Below are 21150 nucleotides of genomic sequence, written 5' to 3'. Positions count from 1 at the left end.
CCGGCCGGACGGGGCGGGGCCCCTTCCGCGGCGTGTCGGAAGGGGCCCCGGTCGATCCCGGACTCAGAGGTTGAGCGTCCAGGTGTTGATGTAGCCGGTGTCACCCGCGTAGACGTCGCGCACCTGCAGCCGCCAGGTGCCGTTCGCCGCCTCGCTCGAGAGGTTGGCGGTGTACGTGGTGTTCACGTTGTCGGCGCCGTCGAAGTAGCTGCTGTTCTTCAGCCGGTAGGCCGAGCCGTCCGGCGCGACCAGGTCGATCACCAGGTCACCGCGGTAGGTGTGCACGATGTTCACCGCGACCGTGGCGGACGCCGAGGCGTTGCGGTTGCAGCCGGCGATCGTGATCGAGCTGGCCACCGTCGCGCCGGTGTCCGGGATCGCGACGTCGGTGCCGTTGCTGCCGGAGCAGCCACCGCCACCCGAGCCGGTCACGGTCAACGTGTAGCTGGCGGTACGGGTGCCGGCCGTGCCGCTGCCGGTGATCGTCACCGGGTAGCTGCCGGCCGGGGTGCTCGCCGAGGTGGCGATGGTGAGGGTGGACGAGCCGCCCGAGGTCACCGTCGACGGGCTGAACGACGCGGTCGCGCCGGCCGGCAGGCCACTGGCGGAGAGGCTGACCGACTGGGCGGAGCCGGCGGTGGTGGCCGTGCCGACGGTGGCCGTCACCGAACCGCCCGGCGCGGTGGAGCCGGAGGTCGGCGACACCGAGACCGAGAAGTCGTTGGCCGGCGGGGTGCCGTTGACCACGTAGAGCAGCTGGTTCGGGGTGCCGGTGCCGACGTTGGTCACCACGTTCGGGGTGGAGTTGGTGACCAGGTTGTCCCGCACCTGCTGCGGGCTCCACGACGGGTTCGCCGAGAGCACGAGCGCCGCGGCCCCGGCGACGTGCGGCGACGCCATCGAGGTGCCGCTGATGGTGTTCGTCGCGCCGCTGCCGGTGTACCAGGCCGAGGTGATGTTGACGCCCGGGGCCAGGATGTCGACGCAGGTGCCAAAGTTGGAGAAGCTCGCCGCGGCGTCGTTGTTCTGGGTCGCGCCGACGGTGATCGCCGAGGGCACCCGGGCCGGGGAGTAGTTGCAGGCGTTCTGCCGGACGCCGAGGGCGTTGCCGTTGCCGGCCGCCACGGCGTAGGTGACGCCGGAGTTGATCGAGTTGGTGACCGCCGTGTCGATCGAGCTGTTGGCGGAGCCACCGAGGCTCATGTTGGCCACCGCCGGCTTGACCGCGTTCGCGGTCACCCAGTCGATGCCGGCGACCACCTGGGCGTTGGTGCCGCTGCCCTGGCAGTTGAGCACCCGGACCCCGACGATCTGGACGCCCTTGGCGACACCGTACGCGGAGCCGCCGACCGTGCCCGCGACGTGCGTGCCGTGGCCGTTGCAGTCGTCGGCGGAGCCGCCGTCGACCGCGTCGAAGCCGGAGACGGCCCGGCCGCCGAAGTCGTTGTGTCCGTACAGCACTCCGGTGTCGATGACGTAGGCGCGGACGTTGGACGCCGTGTTCGGATAGGTGTACGAGCTGTTCAGCGGCAGGTTCCGCTGGTCGATCCGGTCCAGGCCCCAGGACGGCGGGTTGGTCTGGGTGCCGGCGATCGAGACGGTGTGGTTCTGCTCGACGTACGCGACGGCCGGATCGGCGGCGATCCGTGCTGCGGCCTTCGCGCCGACCCGGACCTCGAAGCCGCGCAGCGCCGCCCCGTAGGTGCGGGCCACCGCACCGCCGTGCCGGCCGACCAACCGGTCGGCGTAGTCGCCGACCGCGTTCCGACTGACCGCGGTGTCCTTGAAGACGACGATGTAGCTGTCCGCGACGGCCGTGTCCCCGCCCGCCGCCCGGATCGCTCCGGTCGGTTCGGCGGCCAGGGCGGGCGTGGCGGCGGCCAACATGGTCAGCGTGGCCACCCCGACGAGTACGGATCTGTGGGCAAGACCCATCTTGCTACCTCCCTCCGACCGGCAGCCGCCCGACGCGGGTCCCGCTCAGATCGATGGCGGCCGATCTAGCTGAGCGTAGATCAGGAGAGTGGCGAAGATAAACATGTCGAATCTTTCATAACGCGGGACGATGCCCCCTACGGGATGCTGTCCGGGGCGAACGGGGGCTGGGCCCGGATTCGCGCAGCGCCTCGACGGGCAAAAGTGTCCAGCATGGAGAGCTATCTCGTCGCCCTGCTGCCGATCGCCGCCGTATGGCTGGCCGCCGGCGTGATCGCGGACGGACTGCCCGGGCTGGACCGCGCCTGCGCGCTGCGCCGGCGCGCCGGATGGCTGCTCATCCTGACCCTCACCGGCCTGACGCTGACCGCGACCGTGCTGGCGGCCGGGCTGGTCAGCGCCGGGGACGCCCCGGCCGACCGGGCCGCCGCCGCCCTCGATCTCGCCGGCCTTCCCGCGCTCGTGGTGGCGGTCTGCACCGTACGCCGGGTGCGCCGGCTGTGGGCCGGCGCGGGCGCGTTCGCCACGGCGCCGGAGACCCCCGCGCCACACGGCCTGCGGGCTGCTGCGGCGCATCCGCTGATCGGCCTGCCGTTGCAGGTCACCGGCCTGCTGACGGTGCCGGCGGTGATCGCCGCGAGCGGCGACGACCGCTTCGCCACGCCGGGTTTCATCGGCCCGGCAATCACCGTCGGCGCGCTCATCATCCTGGCCTTCGGGGTCCGGCACGCGCTACGGCACAACCGGCTCGCCGAGCGGGCCAGGCCGGCGGAGCCGGCCTCAGCGCGAGCGGCCGCCAGTCCCCTGCACGTATAGCAGTTCCAGGATCGCCCGGGTCGCCTCGAACCACCGGTCCAGCCAGCCCGGCGGCGGCACGCTGCCCTTCGGCGGCAGCTCCATCAGCAGGCCGCGCAGCAGCGGGTGGTCGACCAGCGAGTCGCCGGGGTCCGCCGGCCAGCCGGCCGGCGGGAACGACGGCTCGGTGAGCGGGTTCGGGTCCAGCGACGGCAGCGACAGCGGCGGGCCGGCCTGCTCGGGGGCCGGCGCCTCCCGAGCGCCAAGCTCGGAATCGCTCGAGACCACCTCGGTCAGCACCGTGTCCCGACGCGCCCCGCGGTACTTGCCACCGAACCGCTCCGGCTTCCCGGGACCGTTGGTGAGGTTGTCTGACCCGATCGTCGTCATCCGTCTCGCCTGCCTCGCTCGGTTGCGGATCCCTGCGGCGGGTTGTCGGCCAGCGCCCTACCGACGGGTTCAACGAGGCGGAACGGATGTGGCGACGGGACTCCCGGCGGATCCTGTTCCGCCGGCCGACCGGCGGGTGGTACCCGTACCCCCGACCGGCGCGTGGGAAGGGCGGGTCCCCGACCGGCCACCCACCGGACGGGGACCCGCCCGTCATCCACTGCCCGACCGCTCTCAGGCCGGGCCGAACCCGCCGCCCCTGGTACCGGCGACGAAGGCGCGCCACTCACCCGGAGCGAAGATCAGGGCGGGCCCGGTCTTGTCCTTGGAGTCCCGCACCCCGACCGCGCCGGTCGCGTACGCCACCTCCACGCAGTTGTCACAGTTCGGCCCGCTCTTCGAGCTCTTGAACCACGTTGCCTGCGTCAGGTCCACGGGGAACCTCTTGGTCGCCATTTCCACAACGGCTCCTCTGCCAGTTTCGCGATGTGTGCGACGGACTCCTCCGGACGAATGGCCGCTGCTCGGATGTGATCGAAGATGAAGCTGTACTTCTGCAGTTCGTCACTCTTCTCGAGGAAGAGCCCACCCGTGGCGTTCTCCGCGTACACGACATCCGGATCACCGGGCTCGGGGAAGCTGAGGATCGTGAAGGTCCCGTCCATGCCGGCGTGCGCCCCCACCTCGAACGGCAGGATCTGGAGCGTCACGTTCGGAAGTTCGGCCACCTCGACCAGCCGCTTGAGCTGGCCACGCATCACTTCGTCCCCGCCCACCGGACGGCTCACCACCGCCTCATCGAGCACCACCCACAAGTCGACCGGATCGTCCTGAGTCAGCAACGACTGTCGGCCGAGGCGGACACGGACACGTTGTGCGACCTGATCCGGGGTGAAGTCCGGCCGGGCCGCGCGGATCATCGCGCTCGCGTACTCCTCGGTCTCGAGCAGGCCCGGTACCACCTGCTGCTCGTAGGCCCGGATGGAGCTGGCCGCCGCCTCCAGCCCGACGTACGCCCCGACCAGGACCGTGCTGTACGGGTGCCACCAGCCCTTCTGCCGGGCCTCCCGGGCGATCTGGACCAGCTCGTCGCTCTCGACGCCGACCACCCCGTAGATCCGCAGCATGTCCCGGACGTCGCGCGGGGTGGCCGTGGTGTGGCCGGTCTCGATCCGGGAGATCTTGGAGGCCGAGCACTCCAACTGCTCGGCGACCACCTCGATAGTGATGCCCGCCGACTCGCGCTGCCGACGCAGCTCCGCACCGAGCCGGCGCCGCCGGATGGTCGGACTGCGCCGCTCACTCACCTGCCCACCTCGGCCCACGCCTCACTCACAGGTGCCACCTCGGAATGCTGGCTGCTCGCCCTCACCCGGCCTACCTCCGGTCGACGCGCCGAATGCTCGCGCCCGCCGGGGCGCGACCCTGGGACGGCGGGCGTTCGCGGCGGGGTGGTGCCGGTCCTCGGCCGGCCGCGACGGGCGAAACCGTCCCTCAGTGTGCCGTCCGGACGCCGACCGCTTCAAGCGCCGATTTGCGGGGGGCACTCATGTATCGGCAAATCTCGACGTGCAACTTGCATGTGGCACCTCGCTGGTGCACTCTGTCCGTATGACGCGCGTTACTCACCGTCTCCGTTCGATCCCCGCTGGTGATCATTGCAGCTGGAGGGGGTCGGGGGATGTCGGCGAGGCGACAGAGACCGCCAGACCTGCTCCGGAGTGATGACCCCGCCGCTGCATGTCAGTTGGCTGCGGCGGCGGGCGCGAAACCGGAGCAGCCGGGTGATGGTCGGGTGGCGGCACGCCACCAGCGGGTACGGCCCGACCACCACCGACCGCACCACACCGGTGGACGAGGCACGACCCCGTTGACCGGCCGAGACGTCCCCCGACCAGATTCGCCGGCGCCTCCGCCGGCCGTCCCTCTCCAGGAGCCCATGTGCTTCCCCGCTCTGGTGACGTACTGCACGTGACTCGCGCGGCGAGTGTCCAGTTCTTCCGGCCCATCATGTTTCGAGTGATCCGGGTGCTCGAGTGGCCGACCTACGACGGTTGGCTGTGGCTCGACGGCTACGAGTTGAACGCGGCGGGGGACGCGGTCAACCGACGGTCGATCTACGTACAGCGGCAGGGGCTGCGGCAGCTACGGGCCGCGCCGGAGCCGCGCCCGCACACCGTACGACCGCGCCGGCCGGTCGCCCGCACTCCGGTCCGGGTTGGCTGACCAGCCGAAACCACCGATGGGGGGCGTGCCGCCGCCATAGAATCGAGGCACGCCCACCCCGGCACGTTCCACCCCGCGCGTCCAGGACCCCGACCCTGGGATGGTCATGGTCAATCTGCCCGCCGCGCGGCGGCACCACCGCTTCCGTATCGGCTACGCCTTCGGGCTCCTGGCGCTCTTCGGCGCCGCGACCACGATGGTGGTCGTGTTCCGCGACCCCGCTCTCTCCGCCACCCACCTACCGGAGCCGGTCCCGGCACCGGAGATCACCGTGATCGGGGAGGGGGGCCCGCCCGACGTGGCGGACGAACCAGGCTGGGCCGGTGCCGCCGATCCGGCCGCAGACCCGTACGCCGGCGCCGGAACGGGCCGGGAAGCCGGCACCGGGACCGACGGCGACTCCGGATCCGGCGCGGGGGCGCTTGCCGGCGAGACCGGCTCCGTCACCGGCCAGCACTCGGCGGAGGACATCCGGCGCTCGCTGTTCTGGTCCGGCATCATCGGGCTGACCATCTCGCTGGCCGGGCTCGGCCTGGTCAGCACCAGACGACGAATGTGGTGACGGCCGGCCGCGATCAGGGTGTGGCCGTTCCCGTCGGGCTCGGCGTTGGCGGCTCCACGGTTTCCGACGAATCGGCCTCCGAGACCAGGAGCACGACCTCGTCGTCCTCGGAGACCAGCTCACCCGCCCCCGGCTCGGTGCCGATCACCCGCCCCGGTGGCAGCTCCGACGGGCGGAACTCCACCCGGTAGCTCAACCCGAGCCCGTCCAGCAGTGCTTCCGCGGTCGCCTGCGGCAGCCCGGTCACGGGTGGCACCGGCACCCCGGCCGCCTCGGTGGTCGGCGGCGCGCTGCTCGGCGCCTCGCTGCTCGGTGCGGCCGAGGTCGGGGCGGCGCTGGTCCGCACCGCGGTGGTCAACACCGGAGACGGGGACGGCTCCGGGCCGGTCCGGTCGTCGTCCGCGTTGAGCACCAGCCACAGCGCGGTACCGAGCAGCGCGACCAGCAGTAACGTCAGGACACCCCAGAGGATCGGCAGCCACCAGCGCCGGCCGCCCTGGTCTTCGGCGTACCAGTCGCCGGTCTGCTCCCGGTAGTCGGCCGGTCGGGGCGGCGGCACCTCGGCCCGCCCGGACCACGGCGCCGCCCGCTCCGGAGGCAGCGCGGCGGTCCGGTCCACCGGCCGACCCAGCGGAGCCGTCGCCTCCGGGGCGCCGGGCTGGGACGGCTTCCCGCCGGACTCGTTCGACCCGGCCCGCTCCGCCGGCAACCGCTGGGTGAGGTCGGCCGGCTCCGCGTTGTCTCTCGGCAGTGGCCGGGTCTGGTCGTCGTCGGGCTCCCCGGTGGGCGGCTGCTGGCGGTCGTCGCTCATCGCACGTCCTTTCCCGAACCGGGCGGGCGTCCTGGCCCTCGACCGCCAACCTAACGGTCCGCGCGACCACCGGCCGGGATCAGCGTGCCGACCCGCCCGGCACCCACCCGTCCGGTCAGGGTGCCGGCGAACCGCTCGGCGAGCCGTCCGGCTGTGCCCCGCAGAAGACCTGGACCGTGTCGTTCCAGCGCGCCACGGCATCCGCCGCCGGCTCCTGCCGCTGGATGGTGCCGCTGCGGCCGGTCGGGTAGCGCGGGAACAAACCTTCCTCGCCCAACTCCTCGGCCGCCTCGGAGCAGTTCTCGCCGACGAGATCCGGCACGGTGCTGGTCGGCGCCGGTCCGCTCACGTACAGGGTCACGGTCGTACCCCGCTTCACCGCGGCGCCGACCGCCGGCTCGGTCCGCTCGACGGTACGACCGGCGCCGGTGCCGAAGACCAGCCGCCAGCTCAACCGCCGCTCGTGCAGCTCGTCCCGGGCGTCCTCGAAGTCGGTGCCGATCACCGGCGGCACGGTCAGCCCGGAACCGGTGGACGCCGAGGTGCGGGGGGCGGACGGCGTGCTGCGGGTGACCGACGGCCGCGGCGCCGTCGGAGAGCTGGAACCGGCGGTCGGGCTGGTCGCCGCCGCCGGCTCCTCGGGGGGTACGTCGTCCTCGCCGGCCAGCAGCCAGCCCCCCGTCGCGCCGAGCGCGGCCAGCAGCACCGCGGCCAGGCCGCCGCCCAGCACCACGGCCATCCGACCGGGGCGGCCGTCGCCGTCGCCCGGGGAGAACTGCCCGCCCGTGTTCCCGTCCGTCACACCGCCACCGCCTCCGTCACCGGCGACCGTACCGGTCCCCGCCAAAGCCGACGCCACCACCGTCGAACCGCGCCGGTCGCCGACGACTCGCCCCGGCGACGACGGGACGTTACGCTCCCCGGCATGGCCAGACGCGGCTGGGGAGGATCGATCGCGACCGCGGTCGGGGTTGCTGCCGGTACCGGTGCAGCCCAACTGGGCTTCGGCTACGGGTTGGGCATCATCAACTGGGCGCCGGCCGATGTCGGTGCGGCGCCGGCGGCCTGGGTCGCCAGCCTGATCTGGGCCACCTGGATCGCCGCCACCTCGACCGTGCTCGGCGCGGTGTGCGCGCACCGGCTCCACGAGCGGTCCGCCGTCCCGGCGGCGACCGACGAAATCCGCCCGACGCCCGACGCGCCCGGCCAGGCGCCGCTCGACCCGTCGGGTCGGGACGTTCCGCCGGTCGACGAGGCCGGGGGGCACCCGAGGCCGGCCGCCGCGCCGACGGCGGACACCACGCGGGGCGGCGGACTGTGGCACGTCGGCCTCGCGGTCGCCGCCGGCCTCGGCGCCCTGATCACCGTCCTGCTGGTCGCGGTGCCGGCCCGGGTCGCGGCCGCTCCGGACACCGCCACCCCGCAGCGCGTCGCCGCCGGCTACGCGGCGATCGGGGTGCTGCTCGGCGTGCTCGCCGCGCTCTGGGCACTCCGCTCGCGCGCCGCCGCCACCAACATGATCGCGACCGTGGCCTGGCTCTGGCTGCTCGCCGTGGTCGCCGTGGTCGACGGGGTGCTCTCCGGCCGCGGGCTGGCCAGCGCGCAGCTCGGCATCTGGCAGATCAGCTCGGACCGGCCCGGGTTCTGGATCCGGGACTACCTCTACTGGCCCGGCGCGCTGCTCTCGCTCGGCTCCGCGCTGGTGATCGGCGTGCTCGCCGCCCGGCGAGCGGCCCGGTCCGCGCAGCACCGGGTCGGCGCGACGACCTCCGGCGCGGCCGGGCCGCTGCTGGTCGCGGTCGGCTACCTGCTGGCCGTGCCCCGGCTCTCGGCGATCAGCCCGGAGCAGGTGTCGGCGCACCTCATCGCGCCGTACGCGGTGATCGTGGGGATGGGCGGATCGGTGCTGCTGGCCACCCTCGCCCAGCGCGGCGACCGGCGGTCGGCGACGCGCAGCCGGCCGGCGGCCGAGCCCGCGGCCGCAGTCACCGACCCGAAGCCGCCCGCCGGGCCGGACGCCGGCGGGGCGGAACCGTCGACCGGACAGCTCGGGCTGGGCGACGCGGAGAAGACCTCGGCCACCCCTGGGCGGTCGGGCGTTGGGAACGACCAGCAGGCCGTCCCACCCGCGACCCCGTCGGTTGTCCCACGGGTGCCCGCGCCGCGGACCGGGGAGGCGGACCGGCTCGACCCGGTCGGTGCGGACGACGCCGCCCCGGGTCTGACCCCGCAGAAACCAGCCGGCCGTCGCAGCCGGCCACCGCGCAAGACGAGCTGACGTCGGCTCGGCCGGGGCGCCACCGCCGCAGCGGTCAGTCCACCGGCCAGGTGTGCACCGGCTCGTTGCTGCGCTGAAGCTCGGCGTAGCGCTGGACCATGTGGTGCAGCGCCGCGTTCCGGTCCATGCCTCGGCGCCGTTCGGCGGCCCAGACCGCCTCGGTCTGCCAGACCGCGCCGTTGCGCCCGGTCCGGCAGCGCTGCTCGATGATGCCGAGCAGCCGGTCCCGTTCGGCCGGGGCCACGCCGAAGCCGTCCAGCCCGGCGGCGGCCTTCGGCAGCAGTACGTCCAGCACGAGCTGGGTCACCGGCACGTCGCCGAGCCGGGGCCAGTGCAGGACGGCGTCCATCCCGCGCCGGGCAGCGGCGTGGAAGTTCTCCTCGGCGGAGCTGAAGGTGAGCTGGCTCCAGATCGGGCGGTCCGCCTCGGCCAGCGCGCGGGCCAGACCGAAGTAGAAGGCCGCGTTCGCCAGCATGTCGACCACCGTCGGGCCGGCGGGCAGCACCCGGTTCTCCACCCGCAGATGCGGGCGGCCGTCCATGATGTCGTAGACCGGCCGGTTCCACCGGTAGACCGTGCCGTTGTGCAGCCGCAGCTCACCCAGCTGGGGCACCCCGCCGGCGTGCAGCACCTCGACCGGGTCCTCCTCCTCGCAGATCGGCAGGAGCGGCGGGAAGTACCGCACGTTCTCCTCGAAGAGGTCGAAGATCGAGGTGATCCACCGCTCGCCGAACCACACCCGCGGTCGTACGCCCTGCGCCTTCAGCTCGTCCGGACGCGTGTCGGTGGCCTGCTCGAACAGCGCGATCCGGGTCTCCGCCCAGAGCTGCCGGCCGTACAGGAAGGGGGAGTTCGCCCCGATCGCCACCTGGACCCCGGCGATGGCCTGGGACGCGTTCCAGTAGTCGGCGAAGCTGTCCGGGGCGACCTGGAGGTGGAACTGGAGGCTGGTGCAGGCGGCCTCGGGCGCGATCGAGTCGGTGTGCGTCTGCAGCCGCTCGACACCGCGGATGTCGAGTTCGATGTCCTCGCCCCGGGCGCCGACGATCTGGTCGTTGAGCACCCGGTAGCGCTCGTTGGTGGAGAGGTTGTCCTCGACCAGGTGGCCCTCGGTGAGGGTGGGCAGGATGCCCACCAGGACGATCTTCGCGTCCGACTTGGCGGCACGTTCGTCCGCCCGGGACAGGCTGCCGCGCAGGTCCTGCTCGTAGTCGGCGAAGCCGGCGCCCTCGATCAGCCGGGGCAGTGCGTTCAGTTCGAGGTTGAACTGACCCAGCTCGGTCTGGAAGAGCGGGTCGGCGATGTTGGCGAGGATCTCCTCGTTGCGCATCGCCGGCTCGGCGGCCGAGTCGACCAGGTTGAGTTCGATCTCCAGCCCGGTCATCGGGCGGTCGGCGTCGAAGCCGAAGTCGTCCAGCATCAGCGCGAAGACGTCCAGGCACCGCCGGACCTTCTGCCGGTAGCGGACCCGGTCCTCGCGGGTGAAGGCGCCCTGCGAGACGTCCCTGCCCATGTGTCCTCCCGGCACGAGGCGCAGTCGGGGGCTCACCGCCCCGGATGCGCGTTGTCAGCCATCCACGGTAAGAGCGCCCACCTCGCCAAACCAGAGGCCGACTCCGGTTATCCCGCGCCGGAGCGGCTCCGTCCGGGCCTGGTCGAGCCCTCACGGCGGCAGCACCGCCCCGGTCACTGTGCCCACCACCGGCCGGACCACAAACAAGTCGTGACAATTGGCACCTGAACGACGCAGGGCCCGCGCCGAGTACGGCGCGGGCCCGAGCGTCTGGCGGAGATCCGAGGATCAGGCCTGGCGGATGGCCTCGCCCTCGATCTCGATCTTGATCTTCCGGCTGACCAGCACGCCACCGGTCTCCAGGGCGACGTTCCAGGTCAGGCCGAAGTCCTCACGGTCGATCTCGGTGCTCGCCGAGAAACCGAAGATGTCCTGGCCGAAGGGGCTGCGGCCGACGCCCTCGAACTGCACCTCCAGCTCGACCTGGCGGCTGACGCCCTTGATGGTCAGCTCACCGAGCAGGACGAACTCGTTGCCGTCCTGGGACTTCACACCGGTGCTGCGGTACTCCACCGTCGGGAACTGCTCCGAGTCGAGGAACTCAGGGCTGCGCAGGTGCGCGTCCCGGTCGGCCTGGGCGGTGTTGATGCTGCTGGCCTGCATGGTGGCGGTGACCGAGGACTGCAGCGGGTCCTCGGCGATGGTGATGGTGGCGGCGGCCTCGGTGAACTCACCGCGGACCTTGCTGACCATCATGTGGCGCGCGACAAAACCCACCCGCGCGTGCGCGGCGTCCAGCACGTAGGTGCCGGCGGTCGGGATAGTGAGGCCCTGCCAGTCGCGGGTAACCGCATCGGTGCTGCTGGTCATGGTGCTCTCCTCCAGGAATATGTAGTAGCCCAACGACTGCCGCAGCAACTATAGCCGCTGCAATATTCCCCGTGTCAAGTACTGCTACGATGAACGGGTGAAGAACGTGTTGGACGATCCCCGGATCACCGCCATCGGCCTGCTCTACGAGGTGCACGCCGGGCTGACGGCCCGGTTCGCCGCCCAGTTCGACGAGCACGACGTCTCCGCCGTCGAGTTCGAGGTGCTGACCCGGCTGGCCCGGTCACCCAACAACCAGCTGCGGATGACCGACCTCGCCGCGCAGACCTCCCTCTCCACCAGCGGGGTAACCCGGGTGGTCGACCGGATGGAGCGCGACGGTCTGCTGACCCGGCGCGCCTGTCCTTCCGACCGGCGCAGCTCGTACGCCGTGGTCACCGCCGCGGGGCTGCAACGGCTGGACGAGGTGCTGCCCGGGCACCTGCGCATCATCGAGCAGTGGTTCACCGGCCAACTCGATCCGGCGGCCCTGGACGCGATGCTCGACGGACTCCGCCGGGTACGGGACGCCGTGCACCCCTGCGCGACCGCCGGAAGCACGGCCGAGAACGACCCCGTCGAGGAGCAGTCGACCCTCAGCCGCGGCTGACCGCCTTCGACCACGGCCCGGTCGGCCGCACCCCCGGGCACCGGCAGAAAGACCGGCAGAACTGCCGGACCAGCCGGATACAGCCCCCGAAATCGGACCAATCACCTGGCCGGCGCTGGCTAGTCTTCGGTCAGCGGGGATTCACCGGGGGGTGACGGCGCGGGCGAACGGCGAGGGGTAGCAACAGGGGGCTCTTCGCTCGCGCCACCCCCGGCCCCGTGCCCCGCGCTGACGCCCGCCACCGCTGACGCCCCCACGCTGGCGTCGTCAGCGCAGATGGCCGCCGCCGTCAGCGGTGCGACCCGGTCTCCCGCGCCACGACCAGCGCGTAGAGCAGGCCCTCCTCCTGTGGCAGCAGCCGGATCCCGTTATTTCGGCAGACCTGGTCCAGCCGGTCCAGCGCCGCCGGATCTCCGGTGCTGGCGGCCAACCCGACCAGCGCCTCCACGACGTCGCGCCGGTCCTGCCCATCGGCGCCGGCCGCGGCGGCAGCCGCCGCGAACCACTCCGCAGCCAGCTCCCGGTCCCCCCGGTGCAGCGCGAGGTTTCCCTCGATCAACGCGCGGACGCCCTCCTCCGGGTGCGACCACCCGCCTGCGGCCACGGTCGGACCGCTGGTGAACGCGCCGAGGTCGCCCCGATGCGACGCACCGTCCGGACGACCCACGGATCCGGCCGCCCGGGGGCGGGGCACCACCGGGGCCGAACGCGCCTGGCTGGGCACCTCCGGGAAGCTGGCCCGTAGTTCGGCGAGCACGTCGGCCGCCTCGGTGCCGCGACCGTCCTGGGCGAGCGCCAGGCCGACCCGGCCGAGCACCCGGCGCCGTTGTCCCGGATCACCCAGCTCGGCCAGCGCCGTCGCCGCCGAGCGGCCCTGGTCCACCGCGTCGGCGTACCGGCCCGCCAGGCGGGCGACCTCGGCCAGGTTCGCCCGCGCCAGCACCCGCAGCCGCTGCTCCCCGCACTGGGCGGCGAGCCGGTCCACCGCGGCGAGCCGACGCCGGGCCGCGGCCAGGTCGGCGACCCGGACCTCGTGCCAGGCGAGGTTGTTCTGCGCCACCGCCATGTCCCGGACGCGCCCGTTGCGGGCCGCCAGCCGGAGCACCGAGTCGGCCTGCTCCCGGGCCTCCTCCTGATGCCCGGTGGTCACCAGCAGGGCGCCGAGCACCGTACGGGCCGCAAGTTCCCCGGTCACGACACCGGCCCGGCGGAACGCCTCCAGCGCCCCTCGCGCCGCGGGCAACTCCTCCGCACCCGCGCCGTGCTCGGCGGCGAGCTGGGCCACGCCGACCGACGCCCACGCCCGCAGCACGGGGTCGGCATCGGCGGTACGCGGGTCGGCCAGCAACCGGCGCAGCCACTGCCGTCCGGCCACGTCCCGGCCGCGGAACCGCCACCAGCGGGTCAACCCGGTCGCCAGCCGCAGCGCGGTCAGCGGATCGTCGGTCGCCGCGTGCGCCAGCGCGGAGTTGATGTCGCTGCTCACCTCGTCGAGCCGGTGCACCGCTTCGGGGAGTCCGCTACCGACCAGGTCGGTGGCGGTCCGGGCGACCAACCGGGCGACCACTGCGGCGTGCCGGAGCCGGATGCAGGTCAGCTCGCCCGCGCCGGCGGCCTGTTCGGTGGCGAAGTCGCGGACCGCGTCCAGCAGTCGGAACCGGAGCGGTCCGGCGCCGCGGACGCTCAGCAGACCGAGTTCGGCGAGCCGGTCGAGCACCGGCACCGGGTCGATCGCGACCGTACCGTCCGAGTCCGCGTCGTCGGCGAGCATCTCCTCGGCCAGGTCGACCGACCAGCGGTTGCCGAACGCGGCCAGCCGGCGCAGCGCGGCCCGCTCGTTCGGGGCGAGCAGCCGGTAGCTGGTCGCCACGGCGTCCCGCAGCGTGACGCCCACCCGCGGCCGGGAGGCGTCCGCCGCACCCGGTGCGTCCCAGCCGGGGTGTTGCCCGCCGTCGCCGGGCGTCGCGAGGTCGAGAACCCGGTCGCCGTAGCGGTCGAGCAGTTCGGTCACGTCGAGGATCCGGCCACGGGCCGCCATCAGCTCGATGGCGAGCGGCAGCCCGTCCAGCCGGCGCACCAGCCGGGCCAGCGCCGGCAGCTCGGCCGCGACGGGCGGCTCGCGGCGCACCTGGGCGAGCCGCGCGGTGAAGAGCGCCACCGCCGGCCACTGGGCCAGCACCGTCGGCCCGGCTTGTTCGTCCTCCGGCGGCGGCACCTCGAGCGGTGCGACCGGCCAGACCCACTCCCCGGGCAGGCCCACCGGATGCCGCCCGGAGACCAGCACCCGCAGTGACGGCACCGCCGCGATCAGCCGGTGCAGGGTCTCGGCGACCGGACCGGGTGCTCGCTCGGCGGCGTCCACCACGAGCAGCGCCGGCCGGCCGACCAGCCGGGCGGCGAGGTCCGGCACCCGGGTCGCGCCGAGTACGGCCACCGAGGCGGCGAGCAGATCGGACCCGTCCGACCCGGCCGCCACCACCACACCGGCCACCCCGCCGGGGTGACCGCCGGCCACCGCGTGTCCCACCGACAGGGCCAGCGCGGTCTTGCCGACGCCGGCCAACCCGACCAGGCTCACCAGCCGGGGACCGAGTTCGTCGGTGAGCATGCCGGTCAACTCGGTCACGTCCCGGTCGCGCCCGATCAGCTCGACCGGCGGCGGCAGGCTCACCGGGCTCGCGTCGCCCCGCTCCCCGCCGGCCGTCAGCGGATCGCCCGACGGGTCGGGCGGGTCGGCGGTCGGCCCACGGGCCGCGGCGAGGAAGGCCGCCCGGGTGGCCCCGGCGAGGTCGAGCGCGCCGGCGAGCAGCTCGACGGTGGTCCGCTGCGGCCGCGAGGACCGACCGCGTTCCAGGTCACGCACCGTTCGCACGCCGACACCGGCGCGGTCGGCCAGCTCGGCCTGGGTGAGGCCGGCGGAGAGCCGGTGCCCGCGCAACAGGTCCGGCAGACCAGCACGAACGCCCAGGCCGGGCGATCGATCATGAGCCGGAGTCATGGGGTGGAACACTACGGACCGCGTCCGACCTCCGGCAGTCGAGCGTCGGGCTGCCGACGCTCCGCCGCCGATATCCGACAGCGGCAGCGTCGGCGAGCGTTCAGAGCCCGAGGTCGCGAGAGATGATCATCCGCTGCACCTCGCTGGTGCCCTCGCCGATCTCCAGGATCTTCGAGTCCCGCCAGAACCGGGCCACCGGATACTCGTTCATGAAGCCGTAGCCGCCGTGGACCTGGGTGGCCTCGCGGGCGTTGTCCACCGCGACCGTGCTGGCGTGCAGCTTGGCAATCGCGGCCTGGCGCTTGAACGGCTCGCCGGCCAGCATCCGGGCCGCCGCGTCGTAGTAGGCCAGCCGGGCGGTGTGCGCCTTCAGCTCCATGTCGGCGATCTTGAACTGGATCGCCTGGTAGTTGCCGATCGGCTGGCCGAAGGCGTGCCGCTCCTGGGCGTACTTGACTGACTCGTCGACGCAGCCCTGGGCGAGGCCGACGGCGAGCGCGGCGATGGCGATCCGTCCCTCGTCGAGGATGCGCAGGAACTGGGCGAAGCCCCGACCCCGCTCGCCGAGCAGGTTCGCCGCCGGCACCCGGCAGTCCTCAAAGGTCAGCTCATGGGTGTCCGAGGCGTTCCAGCCGACCTTGGAGTACGCCGGCGCGACGGTGAAGCCCGGGGTGCCGGAGGGCACGATGATGGTGGAGAGCTCCTTCGAGCCGTCCTCGCGTACCCCGGTCACCGCGGTCACCGTGACCAGCATGGTGATGTCGGTGCCCGAGTTGGTGATGAACGCCTTCGAGCCGTTGATCACCCACTCGTTCGTCGCCTCGTCCAGGACCGCCCGGGTCTGGGTGCCGCCCGCGTCGGAGCCGGTGCCCGGCTCGGTCAGCCCGAAGCCCGCGAGGGCCTCGCCGCTGAGCAGCTTCGGCAGCCACTGCGCCTTCTGCTCGTCGTTGCCGAAGCGGTAGATCGGCATGGCGCCCAGGGAGACCGCGGCCTCCAGGGTGATGGCCACGCTGGAGTCGACCCGGGCCAGCTCCTCCAGGGCCAGGCAGAGCGTGAAGTAGTCGCCGCCCATGCCGCCGTGCTCCTCGGGGAAGGGGAGCCCGAAGAGGCCCATCTTGCCCATCTGCCGGATCACCTCGTACGGGAAGGTGTGCTTCTCGTAGTGCTCGGCGATGACCGGTGCGACCACCTCTCGGGCGAAGTCCCGCACGCTCTCCCGCAGCGCCTCTTGCTCCTCGGTGAGCCGGAAGTCCATGGGTTCCTCCTGTAGGACGGGCCCGCCGGGCGCTCGTGACGCCGGCCGGGAATGGGTCGGGTCGGTCAGACCGGGGTGACGCCGTGCCGGCGCCGGGAGAAGTGCCGTTCCTTGCCCTGCGCCGCGGTGAACCGGCGGACCAGTTCGGCCCGCAGCTCGTGCGGCTCGACGATCGCGTCGATCACCAGCTCGCTGGCGAGCCGGACGATGTCGATGTCCTGCTCGTACTCCGCGCGCTTCGCGGCGACGAACGCGGCGCGCTCCGCCTCGTCCTCGATCGCGGCGATCTTGTTGGCGTAGACCGCGTTCACCGCCGCTTCGGCACCCATCACGGCGATCTTGGCGGTGGGCAGTGCGATGGTGGCGTCGGGCTCGAAGCCGGGACCGGCCATCGCGTAGAGGCCCGCGCCGTACGCCTTGCGGACCACCACGCAGATCTTCGGCACGGTGGCCTCGGAGATCGCGGTGATCATCTTGGCGCCGTGCCGGATGATGCCCTGCTTCTCGACCGCGCTGCCGACCATGAAGCCGGGCACGTCGGAGAGGAAGAGCAGCGGCACGTTGAACGCGTCGCAGAGCTGCACGAACCGGGTGGCCTTGTCGGCCGAGTCGACGAAGAGCACGCCGCCCTTGAACATCGAGTTGTTGCCGACCACGCCGACGACCTTGCCGTCGAGCCGGCCGAAGCCGATGGTCAGCTCCTTGGCCCAGAGCGCCTGGATCTCGAAGAAGCTGTCCTCGTCGAGCAGGCCCTTGACGTAGCGGCGCATGTCGAACGCCTGCCGCTCGCTCGCCGGCACCAGCGCGGCCAGGTCGGCCTTCGCCGGCGCGGGCTGCGCCTCGGCCGCCGGCGGCGCCTGGGTCCAGTTCGCCGGCAGGTAGGACAGGTAGCGCTTCACCACGTCGAGCGCCTCGGCCTCGGTCTTGCAGAGGAAGTGCCCGACGCCGGACTCGGCGCAGTGCACCTTGGCGCCGCCCATCGCCTCCAGGGTGGTCTTCTCGCCGGTGACCATCTCGACCATCCGGTCCGAGCCGAGGTACATGCTCGCGTTGCCGTCGACCATGGCGACCACGTCGCAGAACGCCGGGATGTAGGCCCCGCCGGCCGCGCTCGGCCCGAAGAGCGCGCAGACCTGCGGGATGGAGCCGGAGGCGCGGACCTGGTTCCAGAAGATCTTTCCCGCGCCGCGCCGGCCGGGAAAGAGCTCGACCTGGTCGGTGATCCGGGCGCCGGCCGAGTCGACCAGGTAGACCATCGGCACGCTGGTGGAGTAGGCCCGCTCGATGATCCGGATGATCTTCTCCACGGTGCGCGCGCCCCAACTGCCGGCCTTGACCGTGGAGTCGTTCGCCATCAGGCAGACCTGCCGCCCGTCGATGGTGGCGGTGCCGGTGACCACGCCGTCGGCGGGCAGGCCGTCGGCCATCGCGTTGGCGTAGAGGCCGTCCTCGACGAAGCTGCCCTCGTCGACCAGGAGCGCGACCCGTTCCCGAGCGAAGAGCTTGCCCTTGGCAGCGTTGGCGGCGTGGTACTTGTCCGCCCCGCCGGCCCGGGCCCGCTTGCGCAGCTGCTCCAGTGCCTCACCGTCGAGCGTCACGCCGACTCCCTCGCCTGTTGCGACCTGAACGATCGTTAGGCTAGCGCATCGCGAGGACGCCCGGCCACCCGGACGCCGCCGCGCCGCACGACGGTGAACGCGAACCAGATATTGAAATCAATGGATGTGTATGTCTAGGCTCCTGACACCCCTTCCGGATTGGAGCCCGCAATGACCTCACGCATCGGCCGGATCGCAGGCGCGTTGGTCGCGACGGCAGTCGCCACCCTCGGCGTCACGGTGGCCAACCCGTCGCCCGCGTCCGCGGCCATGACCATCTGCTACAACACCAGCCAGGCGCCGAGCTACGCAAGCATCGCCAACCAGGCAGCCTCCATCTGGAACAACGCCACCTCGAACCTGACGCTCTCCGCGAACTGCGGCTCCAACCTGCGGATCTACCAGATCACCGGCGGCGGCTCGTACGCCGTGCGGACCAGCCTCGGCAACGGCCGGGTCTACATCGACACCCAGCAGGCCTCGCAGTACAGCCCGCTGCGGATCATGACCCACGAGATCGGGCACATCCTCGGCCTGCCGGACAACTACAACGGCAACTGCGCCATCCTGATGTCCGGCGGCAGTGCCGGCACCAGCTGCACCAACCCCTACCCGAGCACCACCGAGGCGAACCGGGTGAGCAACCTCTTCGCCGGCACCCGCAGCGCCGGCGAGCGCGCCGCGGACCGCACCGGGTCGGAGATCTTCCGCGACAGCTGGCCGGCCCCGGCCACGCTCGCCCCGATCGGCTGATCGACCGGGTACGACGGAGGGGCCGGCGCGACCGCCGGCCCCTCCGCTGTCCGCCTGACCGGTCAGGCCGGCATCGGCGTCAACCGGGTACGCGGGCCGGCGCGCAGCACGCCGGAGGGGAGCTTCCCGCCGACCAGCCGCTCGGCCAGCTCGGCGGCCTCGATGAGGGCGTCCAAGTCGATGCCGGTGTCGATCCCCATGTCGTGCAGCATGTGCACCGCCTCCTCGGTGGCCAGGTTGCCGCTCGCCCCCGGCGCGTACGGGCAGCCGCCGAGACCGCCGACGCTGGCGTCGAACTCGGTGACCCCCAGCTCCAGCGCGGTGAGCAGGTTGGCCAGCGCGGTGCCCCGGGTGTTGTGGAAGTGCAGCAGCACCGGAATGTGCGCGTTGCGGTCGCGTACCGCGGTCAGCAGGTCGCGGACCCGGCGCGGGGTGCCCATGCCGGTGGTGTCGCCGAACGCCACCCGGTCCGCGCCGTCGGAGACCACCCGGTCGACGATCCCGGCGACCCGCTGCGGGTCGATGTCCCCCTCGTACGGGCAGCCGAAGCTGGTCGCCACGATCACCTCGGCCTGCGCCCCCGCGCCGTGCAGCAGGTCGATCAGCTCGGCGATGTCGTCGAGCGACTGGTCGGTCGAGCGGTTGACGTTGCGCCGGTTGTGCGTGTCGCTGGCCGACACGACCACCTCGATCTCGGTGAACCCGGCGGCCAGGGCGCGCTGCGCGCCGCGGGTGTTCGGCACCAACGCCGAGTAGCGCACCCCGTCGGCCTTGCGGGCCCGCTGCCACACCTCGTCCGCGTCGGCCATCTGCGGGATCGCCTTCGGGTGCACGAACGACACCGCCTCGATCCGCTTGACGCCGGTGCCGGAGAGCGCGTCGAGCAGGCGCACCTTGGCGTCGGTCGGGATCGGGTCCTCGTTCTGGAGCCCGTCGCGGGGCCCGACCTCGCGGATCGACACGGAAGTTGGCAGCTGGCTCATGCGATGGTCACCTCGCTGTGACGTCGTCGTGGGGTGTCGCCTAGGACGCTTTGCTCTGCTTCAGCGACGGCAACGCCGAACGTCCGGAATCCGGACAACCGGTGTTGCCTCCAGGGAAGCAGAGCAAAGGGCCCGGCTGCCAGTGTCCCGCCGTCACGGCGACGGCGGGACACCGGCGGGGCAGGTGGGCCGCCAGCAGGTCAGCGCATCCGGGAGACGATGCCGGTGTCGTAGTCGCCGGAGACGAACTCGTCGTTCTCCAACAGCTCGGCGAAGAACGGCAGGTTGCACTTCGGGCCGGCCACCTCGAAGGCGGCCACGGCGGCGCGAGCCCGCTCGATCGCCTCGGCCCGATCCGCGCCGCTGACGATCAGCTTCGCGAGCAGGCTGTCGTAGAACGGGGTGACGGTGTTGCCGGCGACGTAGCCGGAGTCGACCCGGACCCCCTCGCCGGTCGGCTCGGCCCACGTGGTGATCGCGCCCGGGCCGGGCAGGAAGCGCTTCGGGTCCTCGGCGTTGATCCGCAGCTCGATGGCGTGCCCGCGCGGGGCGAGCCGGTCCGGGTCGAACGTCGGGGCGAGCCCGCCCGCCACCCGCAGCTGCTCCTCGACCAGGTCCAGGCCGTAGACCAGCTCGGTCACCGGGTGCTCCACCTGGAGCCGGGTGTTCATCTCCAGGAAGAAAAACTCGTTCGTGCTCGGGACCAACAGGCACTCCACCGTGCCGGCGTTGCGGTAGCCGACCGCCTCGCCGGCCCGCACCGCCGCGGCGAGGAACCGCGCGCGCAGCTCGGGCGACACCGCCGGAGACGGCGACTCCTCCACCAGCTTCTGGTTGCGCCGCTGCACGGAGCACTCCCGCTCACCGAGCGCCACCACCCGGCCGTCGGCCAGACCGAGGATCTGCACCTCGACGTGGCGTACCCGGGGGAAGTACCGCTCGAGCAGCACGGAGCCGTCGCCGAACATCCGCTCCGCGAACGCGCGCACCTTGTCGAACTCGGTGCGCAGCGCGGCCTCGTCGACGGCCACGCCCATGCCCATGCCGCCGCCACCGGCCGCGGCCTTGACCATCACCGGGTAGCCGATCTCGGCCGCCGCCGCGACGGCGGCGTTCAGGTCGGCCGCCGGTTCGGTGGTGCCGGGCGCGACCGGGACGCCGGCCGCCGCCATCAGGTTCCGAGCGTTGATCTTGTCGCCCATCGCGGTGATCGCGTCCGCGCCGGGCCCGACCCAGATCAGCCCGCTGGCCTCGACGGTACGGGCGAAGTCGGCGTTCTCCGAGAGGAAGCCGTAGCCGGGGTGGATCGCCTGCGCGCCGGTGGACCTGGCGGCGGCGAGGATCGCCTCGGTGTTGCGGTAGCTCTGCGCCGGGTTGGCCGGGCCGACGCAGACGGCCTCGTCGGCCTCGGTGACGAAGGGCAGACCGGCGTCCGCCTCCGAGTGCACCGCGATCGCGCGTACGCCGAGCCGCTTGGCGGTACGGATGATCCGGCGGGCGATCTCGCCCCGGTTGGCGACCAGCAGCGACTCGATCATGTTTCCTCCCCAGCGTCCAGATGTCGGGACGGTTG

The 21150-nt window shown here is 72.7% G+C and carries 19 protein-coding genes; 6 read left to right on the top strand and 13 right to left on the bottom strand.

Features of this window, described 5'->3' with window-relative positions; genetic code table 11:
• Positions 1–63: 63 nt before the first annotated feature.
• Entirely contained in the window at positions 64–1935 is a 1872-nt protein-coding gene (locus tag AB0C04_RS01245; RefSeq protein WP_357046729.1) for a S8 family serine peptidase, read from the bottom strand.
• Positions 1936–2148: 213 nt separating this feature from the next.
• On the opposite strand from AB0C04_RS01245, the gene AB0C04_RS01240 reads away from it, so the two are divergent.
• Positions 2149–2751 (top strand): hypothetical protein, encoded by a 603-nt coding sequence (locus tag AB0C04_RS01240; protein WP_357046727.1) that lies wholly within the window; start codon positions 2149–2151, stop codon positions 2749–2751.
• Here AB0C04_RS01240 and AB0C04_RS01235 read toward each other — a convergent pair.
• The 3 genes from AB0C04_RS01235 to AB0C04_RS01225 all read right to left on the bottom strand — a co-directional run bounded on the left by AB0C04_RS01235 (position 2716) and on the right by AB0C04_RS01225 (position 4427).
• Positions 2716–3120 (bottom strand): hypothetical protein, encoded by a 405-nt coding sequence (locus AB0C04_RS01235; RefSeq protein ID WP_357046725.1) that lies wholly within the window; start codon positions 3118–3120, stop codon positions 2716–2718. The genes AB0C04_RS01240 and AB0C04_RS01235 overlap by 36 nt on opposite strands.
• Positions 3121–3354: 234 nt before the next feature.
• Positions 3355–3576 carry a DUF397 domain-containing protein gene (locus AB0C04_RS01230; protein WP_357046723.1) on the bottom strand — a complete coding sequence of 74 codons (222 nt, stop codon included), beginning with the start codon at positions 3574–3576 and terminating at the stop codon, positions 3355–3357.
• On the bottom strand, positions 3546–4427 hold the full coding sequence (locus AB0C04_RS01225) for a helix-turn-helix transcriptional regulator (protein WP_350868579.1): 882 nt from the start codon (positions 4425–4427) through the stop codon (positions 3546–3548). Before AB0C04_RS01225 ends, AB0C04_RS01230 begins: the two co-directional genes overlap by 31 nt.
• Positions 4428–5061: 634 nt before the next feature.
• Between AB0C04_RS01225 and AB0C04_RS01220 the strand changes: the two genes are divergently transcribed.
• Positions 5062–5346: a hypothetical protein gene (locus tag AB0C04_RS01220; RefSeq protein ID WP_350868581.1), complete on the top strand. Its 285-nt coding sequence runs from the start codon at positions 5062–5064 to the stop codon at positions 5344–5346.
• Between the two features lie 100 nt (positions 5347–5446).
• Complete coding sequence (locus AB0C04_RS01215) at positions 5447–5908, top strand: hypothetical protein (RefSeq protein WP_357046720.1); 462 nt, start codon at positions 5447–5449, stop codon at positions 5906–5908.
• A gap of 13 nt (positions 5909–5921) precedes the next feature.
• Here AB0C04_RS01215 and AB0C04_RS01210 read toward each other — a convergent pair whose 3' ends face one another.
• Both AB0C04_RS01210 and AB0C04_RS01205 read right to left on the bottom strand, forming a co-directional pair.
• Positions 5922–6719: a PASTA domain-containing protein gene (locus AB0C04_RS01210; protein WP_357046718.1), complete on the bottom strand. Its 798-nt coding sequence runs from the start codon at positions 6717–6719 to the stop codon at positions 5922–5924.
• Between the two features lie 115 nt (positions 6720–6834).
• The gene (locus tag AB0C04_RS01205; protein ID WP_357046716.1) at positions 6835–7521 is read right to left on the bottom strand and encodes a PASTA domain-containing protein; all 687 of its coding nucleotides are present in this window, start codon (positions 7519–7521) and stop codon (positions 6835–6837) included.
• A gap of 123 nt (positions 7522–7644) precedes the next feature.
• Here AB0C04_RS01205 and AB0C04_RS01200 point away from each other — a divergent pair, with 123 nt between their 5' ends.
• Positions 7645–8997 carry a hypothetical protein gene (locus AB0C04_RS01200; RefSeq protein WP_357046714.1) on the top strand — a complete coding sequence of 451 codons (1353 nt, stop codon included), beginning with the start codon at positions 7645–7647 and terminating at the stop codon, positions 8995–8997.
• Between the two features lie 34 nt (positions 8998–9031).
• On the opposite strand, the gene AB0C04_RS01195 is transcribed toward AB0C04_RS01200, so the two are convergent.
• The gene (locus AB0C04_RS01195; RefSeq protein WP_357046712.1) at positions 9032–10510 is read right to left on the bottom strand and encodes a glutamate--cysteine ligase; all 1479 of its coding nucleotides are present in this window, start codon (positions 10508–10510) and stop codon (positions 9032–9034) included.
• A 288-nt stretch (positions 10511–10798) separates the two neighbouring features.
• Entirely contained in the window at positions 10799–11380 is a 582-nt protein-coding gene (locus AB0C04_RS01190) for a YceI family protein (RefSeq protein ID WP_357046710.1), read from the bottom strand.
• A gap of 97 nt (positions 11381–11477) precedes the next feature.
• On the opposite strand from AB0C04_RS01190, the gene AB0C04_RS01185 reads away from it, so the two are divergent.
• Complete coding sequence (locus AB0C04_RS01185; protein ID WP_357046708.1) at positions 11478–11990, top strand: MarR family transcriptional regulator; 513 nt, start codon at positions 11478–11480, stop codon at positions 11988–11990.
• A 289-nt stretch (positions 11991–12279) separates the two neighbouring features.
• Here the strand turns inward: AB0C04_RS01185 and AB0C04_RS01180 are convergent, their stop codons facing one another.
• The 3 genes from AB0C04_RS01180 to AB0C04_RS01170 all read right to left on the bottom strand — a co-directional run bounded on the left by AB0C04_RS01180 (position 12280) and on the right by AB0C04_RS01170 (position 17841).
• Positions 12280–14988, bottom strand: coding sequence for a helix-turn-helix domain-containing protein (locus AB0C04_RS01180; RefSeq protein WP_357046706.1), 2709 nt, complete (start codon positions 14986–14988; stop codon positions 12280–12282).
• Between the two features lie 100 nt (positions 14989–15088).
• On the bottom strand, positions 15089–16243 hold the full coding sequence (locus tag AB0C04_RS01175) for an acyl-CoA dehydrogenase family protein (protein WP_357046704.1): 1155 nt from the start codon (positions 16241–16243) through the stop codon (positions 15089–15091).
• A 65-nt stretch (positions 16244–16308) separates the two neighbouring features.
• Positions 16309–17841 carry an acyl-CoA carboxylase subunit beta gene (locus AB0C04_RS01170; RefSeq protein ID WP_357046702.1) on the bottom strand — a complete coding sequence of 511 codons (1533 nt, stop codon included), beginning with the start codon at positions 17839–17841 and terminating at the stop codon, positions 16309–16311.
• A gap of 171 nt (positions 17842–18012) precedes the next feature.
• Between AB0C04_RS01170 and AB0C04_RS01165 the strand changes: the two genes are divergently transcribed.
• Positions 18013–18594 carry a snapalysin family zinc-dependent metalloprotease gene (locus tag AB0C04_RS01165; protein WP_357046700.1) on the top strand — a complete coding sequence of 194 codons (582 nt, stop codon included), beginning with the start codon at positions 18013–18015 and terminating at the stop codon, positions 18592–18594.
• Between the two features lie 62 nt (positions 18595–18656).
• Here AB0C04_RS01165 and AB0C04_RS01160 read toward each other — a convergent pair whose 3' ends face one another.
• Both AB0C04_RS01160 and AB0C04_RS01155 read right to left on the bottom strand, forming a co-directional pair.
• Positions 18657–19577, bottom strand: coding sequence for a hydroxymethylglutaryl-CoA lyase (locus AB0C04_RS01160; RefSeq protein ID WP_357046698.1), 921 nt, complete (start codon positions 19575–19577; stop codon positions 18657–18659).
• 200 nt (positions 19578–19777) lie between these two features.
• A complete protein-coding gene (locus tag AB0C04_RS01155) occupies positions 19778–21115 on the bottom strand; it encodes a biotin carboxylase N-terminal domain-containing protein (RefSeq protein ID WP_357046696.1) in 1338 nt (445 codons plus the stop codon).
• Between the last annotated feature and the right edge of the window lie 35 nt (positions 21116–21150).

The organism is Micromonospora sp. NPDC048909, from assembly GCF_040649635.1.
Taxonomy (GTDB): domain Bacteria; phylum Actinomycetota; class Actinomycetes; order Mycobacteriales; family Micromonosporaceae; genus Micromonospora.
Note: the sequence above shows the minus strand (reverse complement) of the source record. Positions and strands in the feature narration are given on the sequence as shown.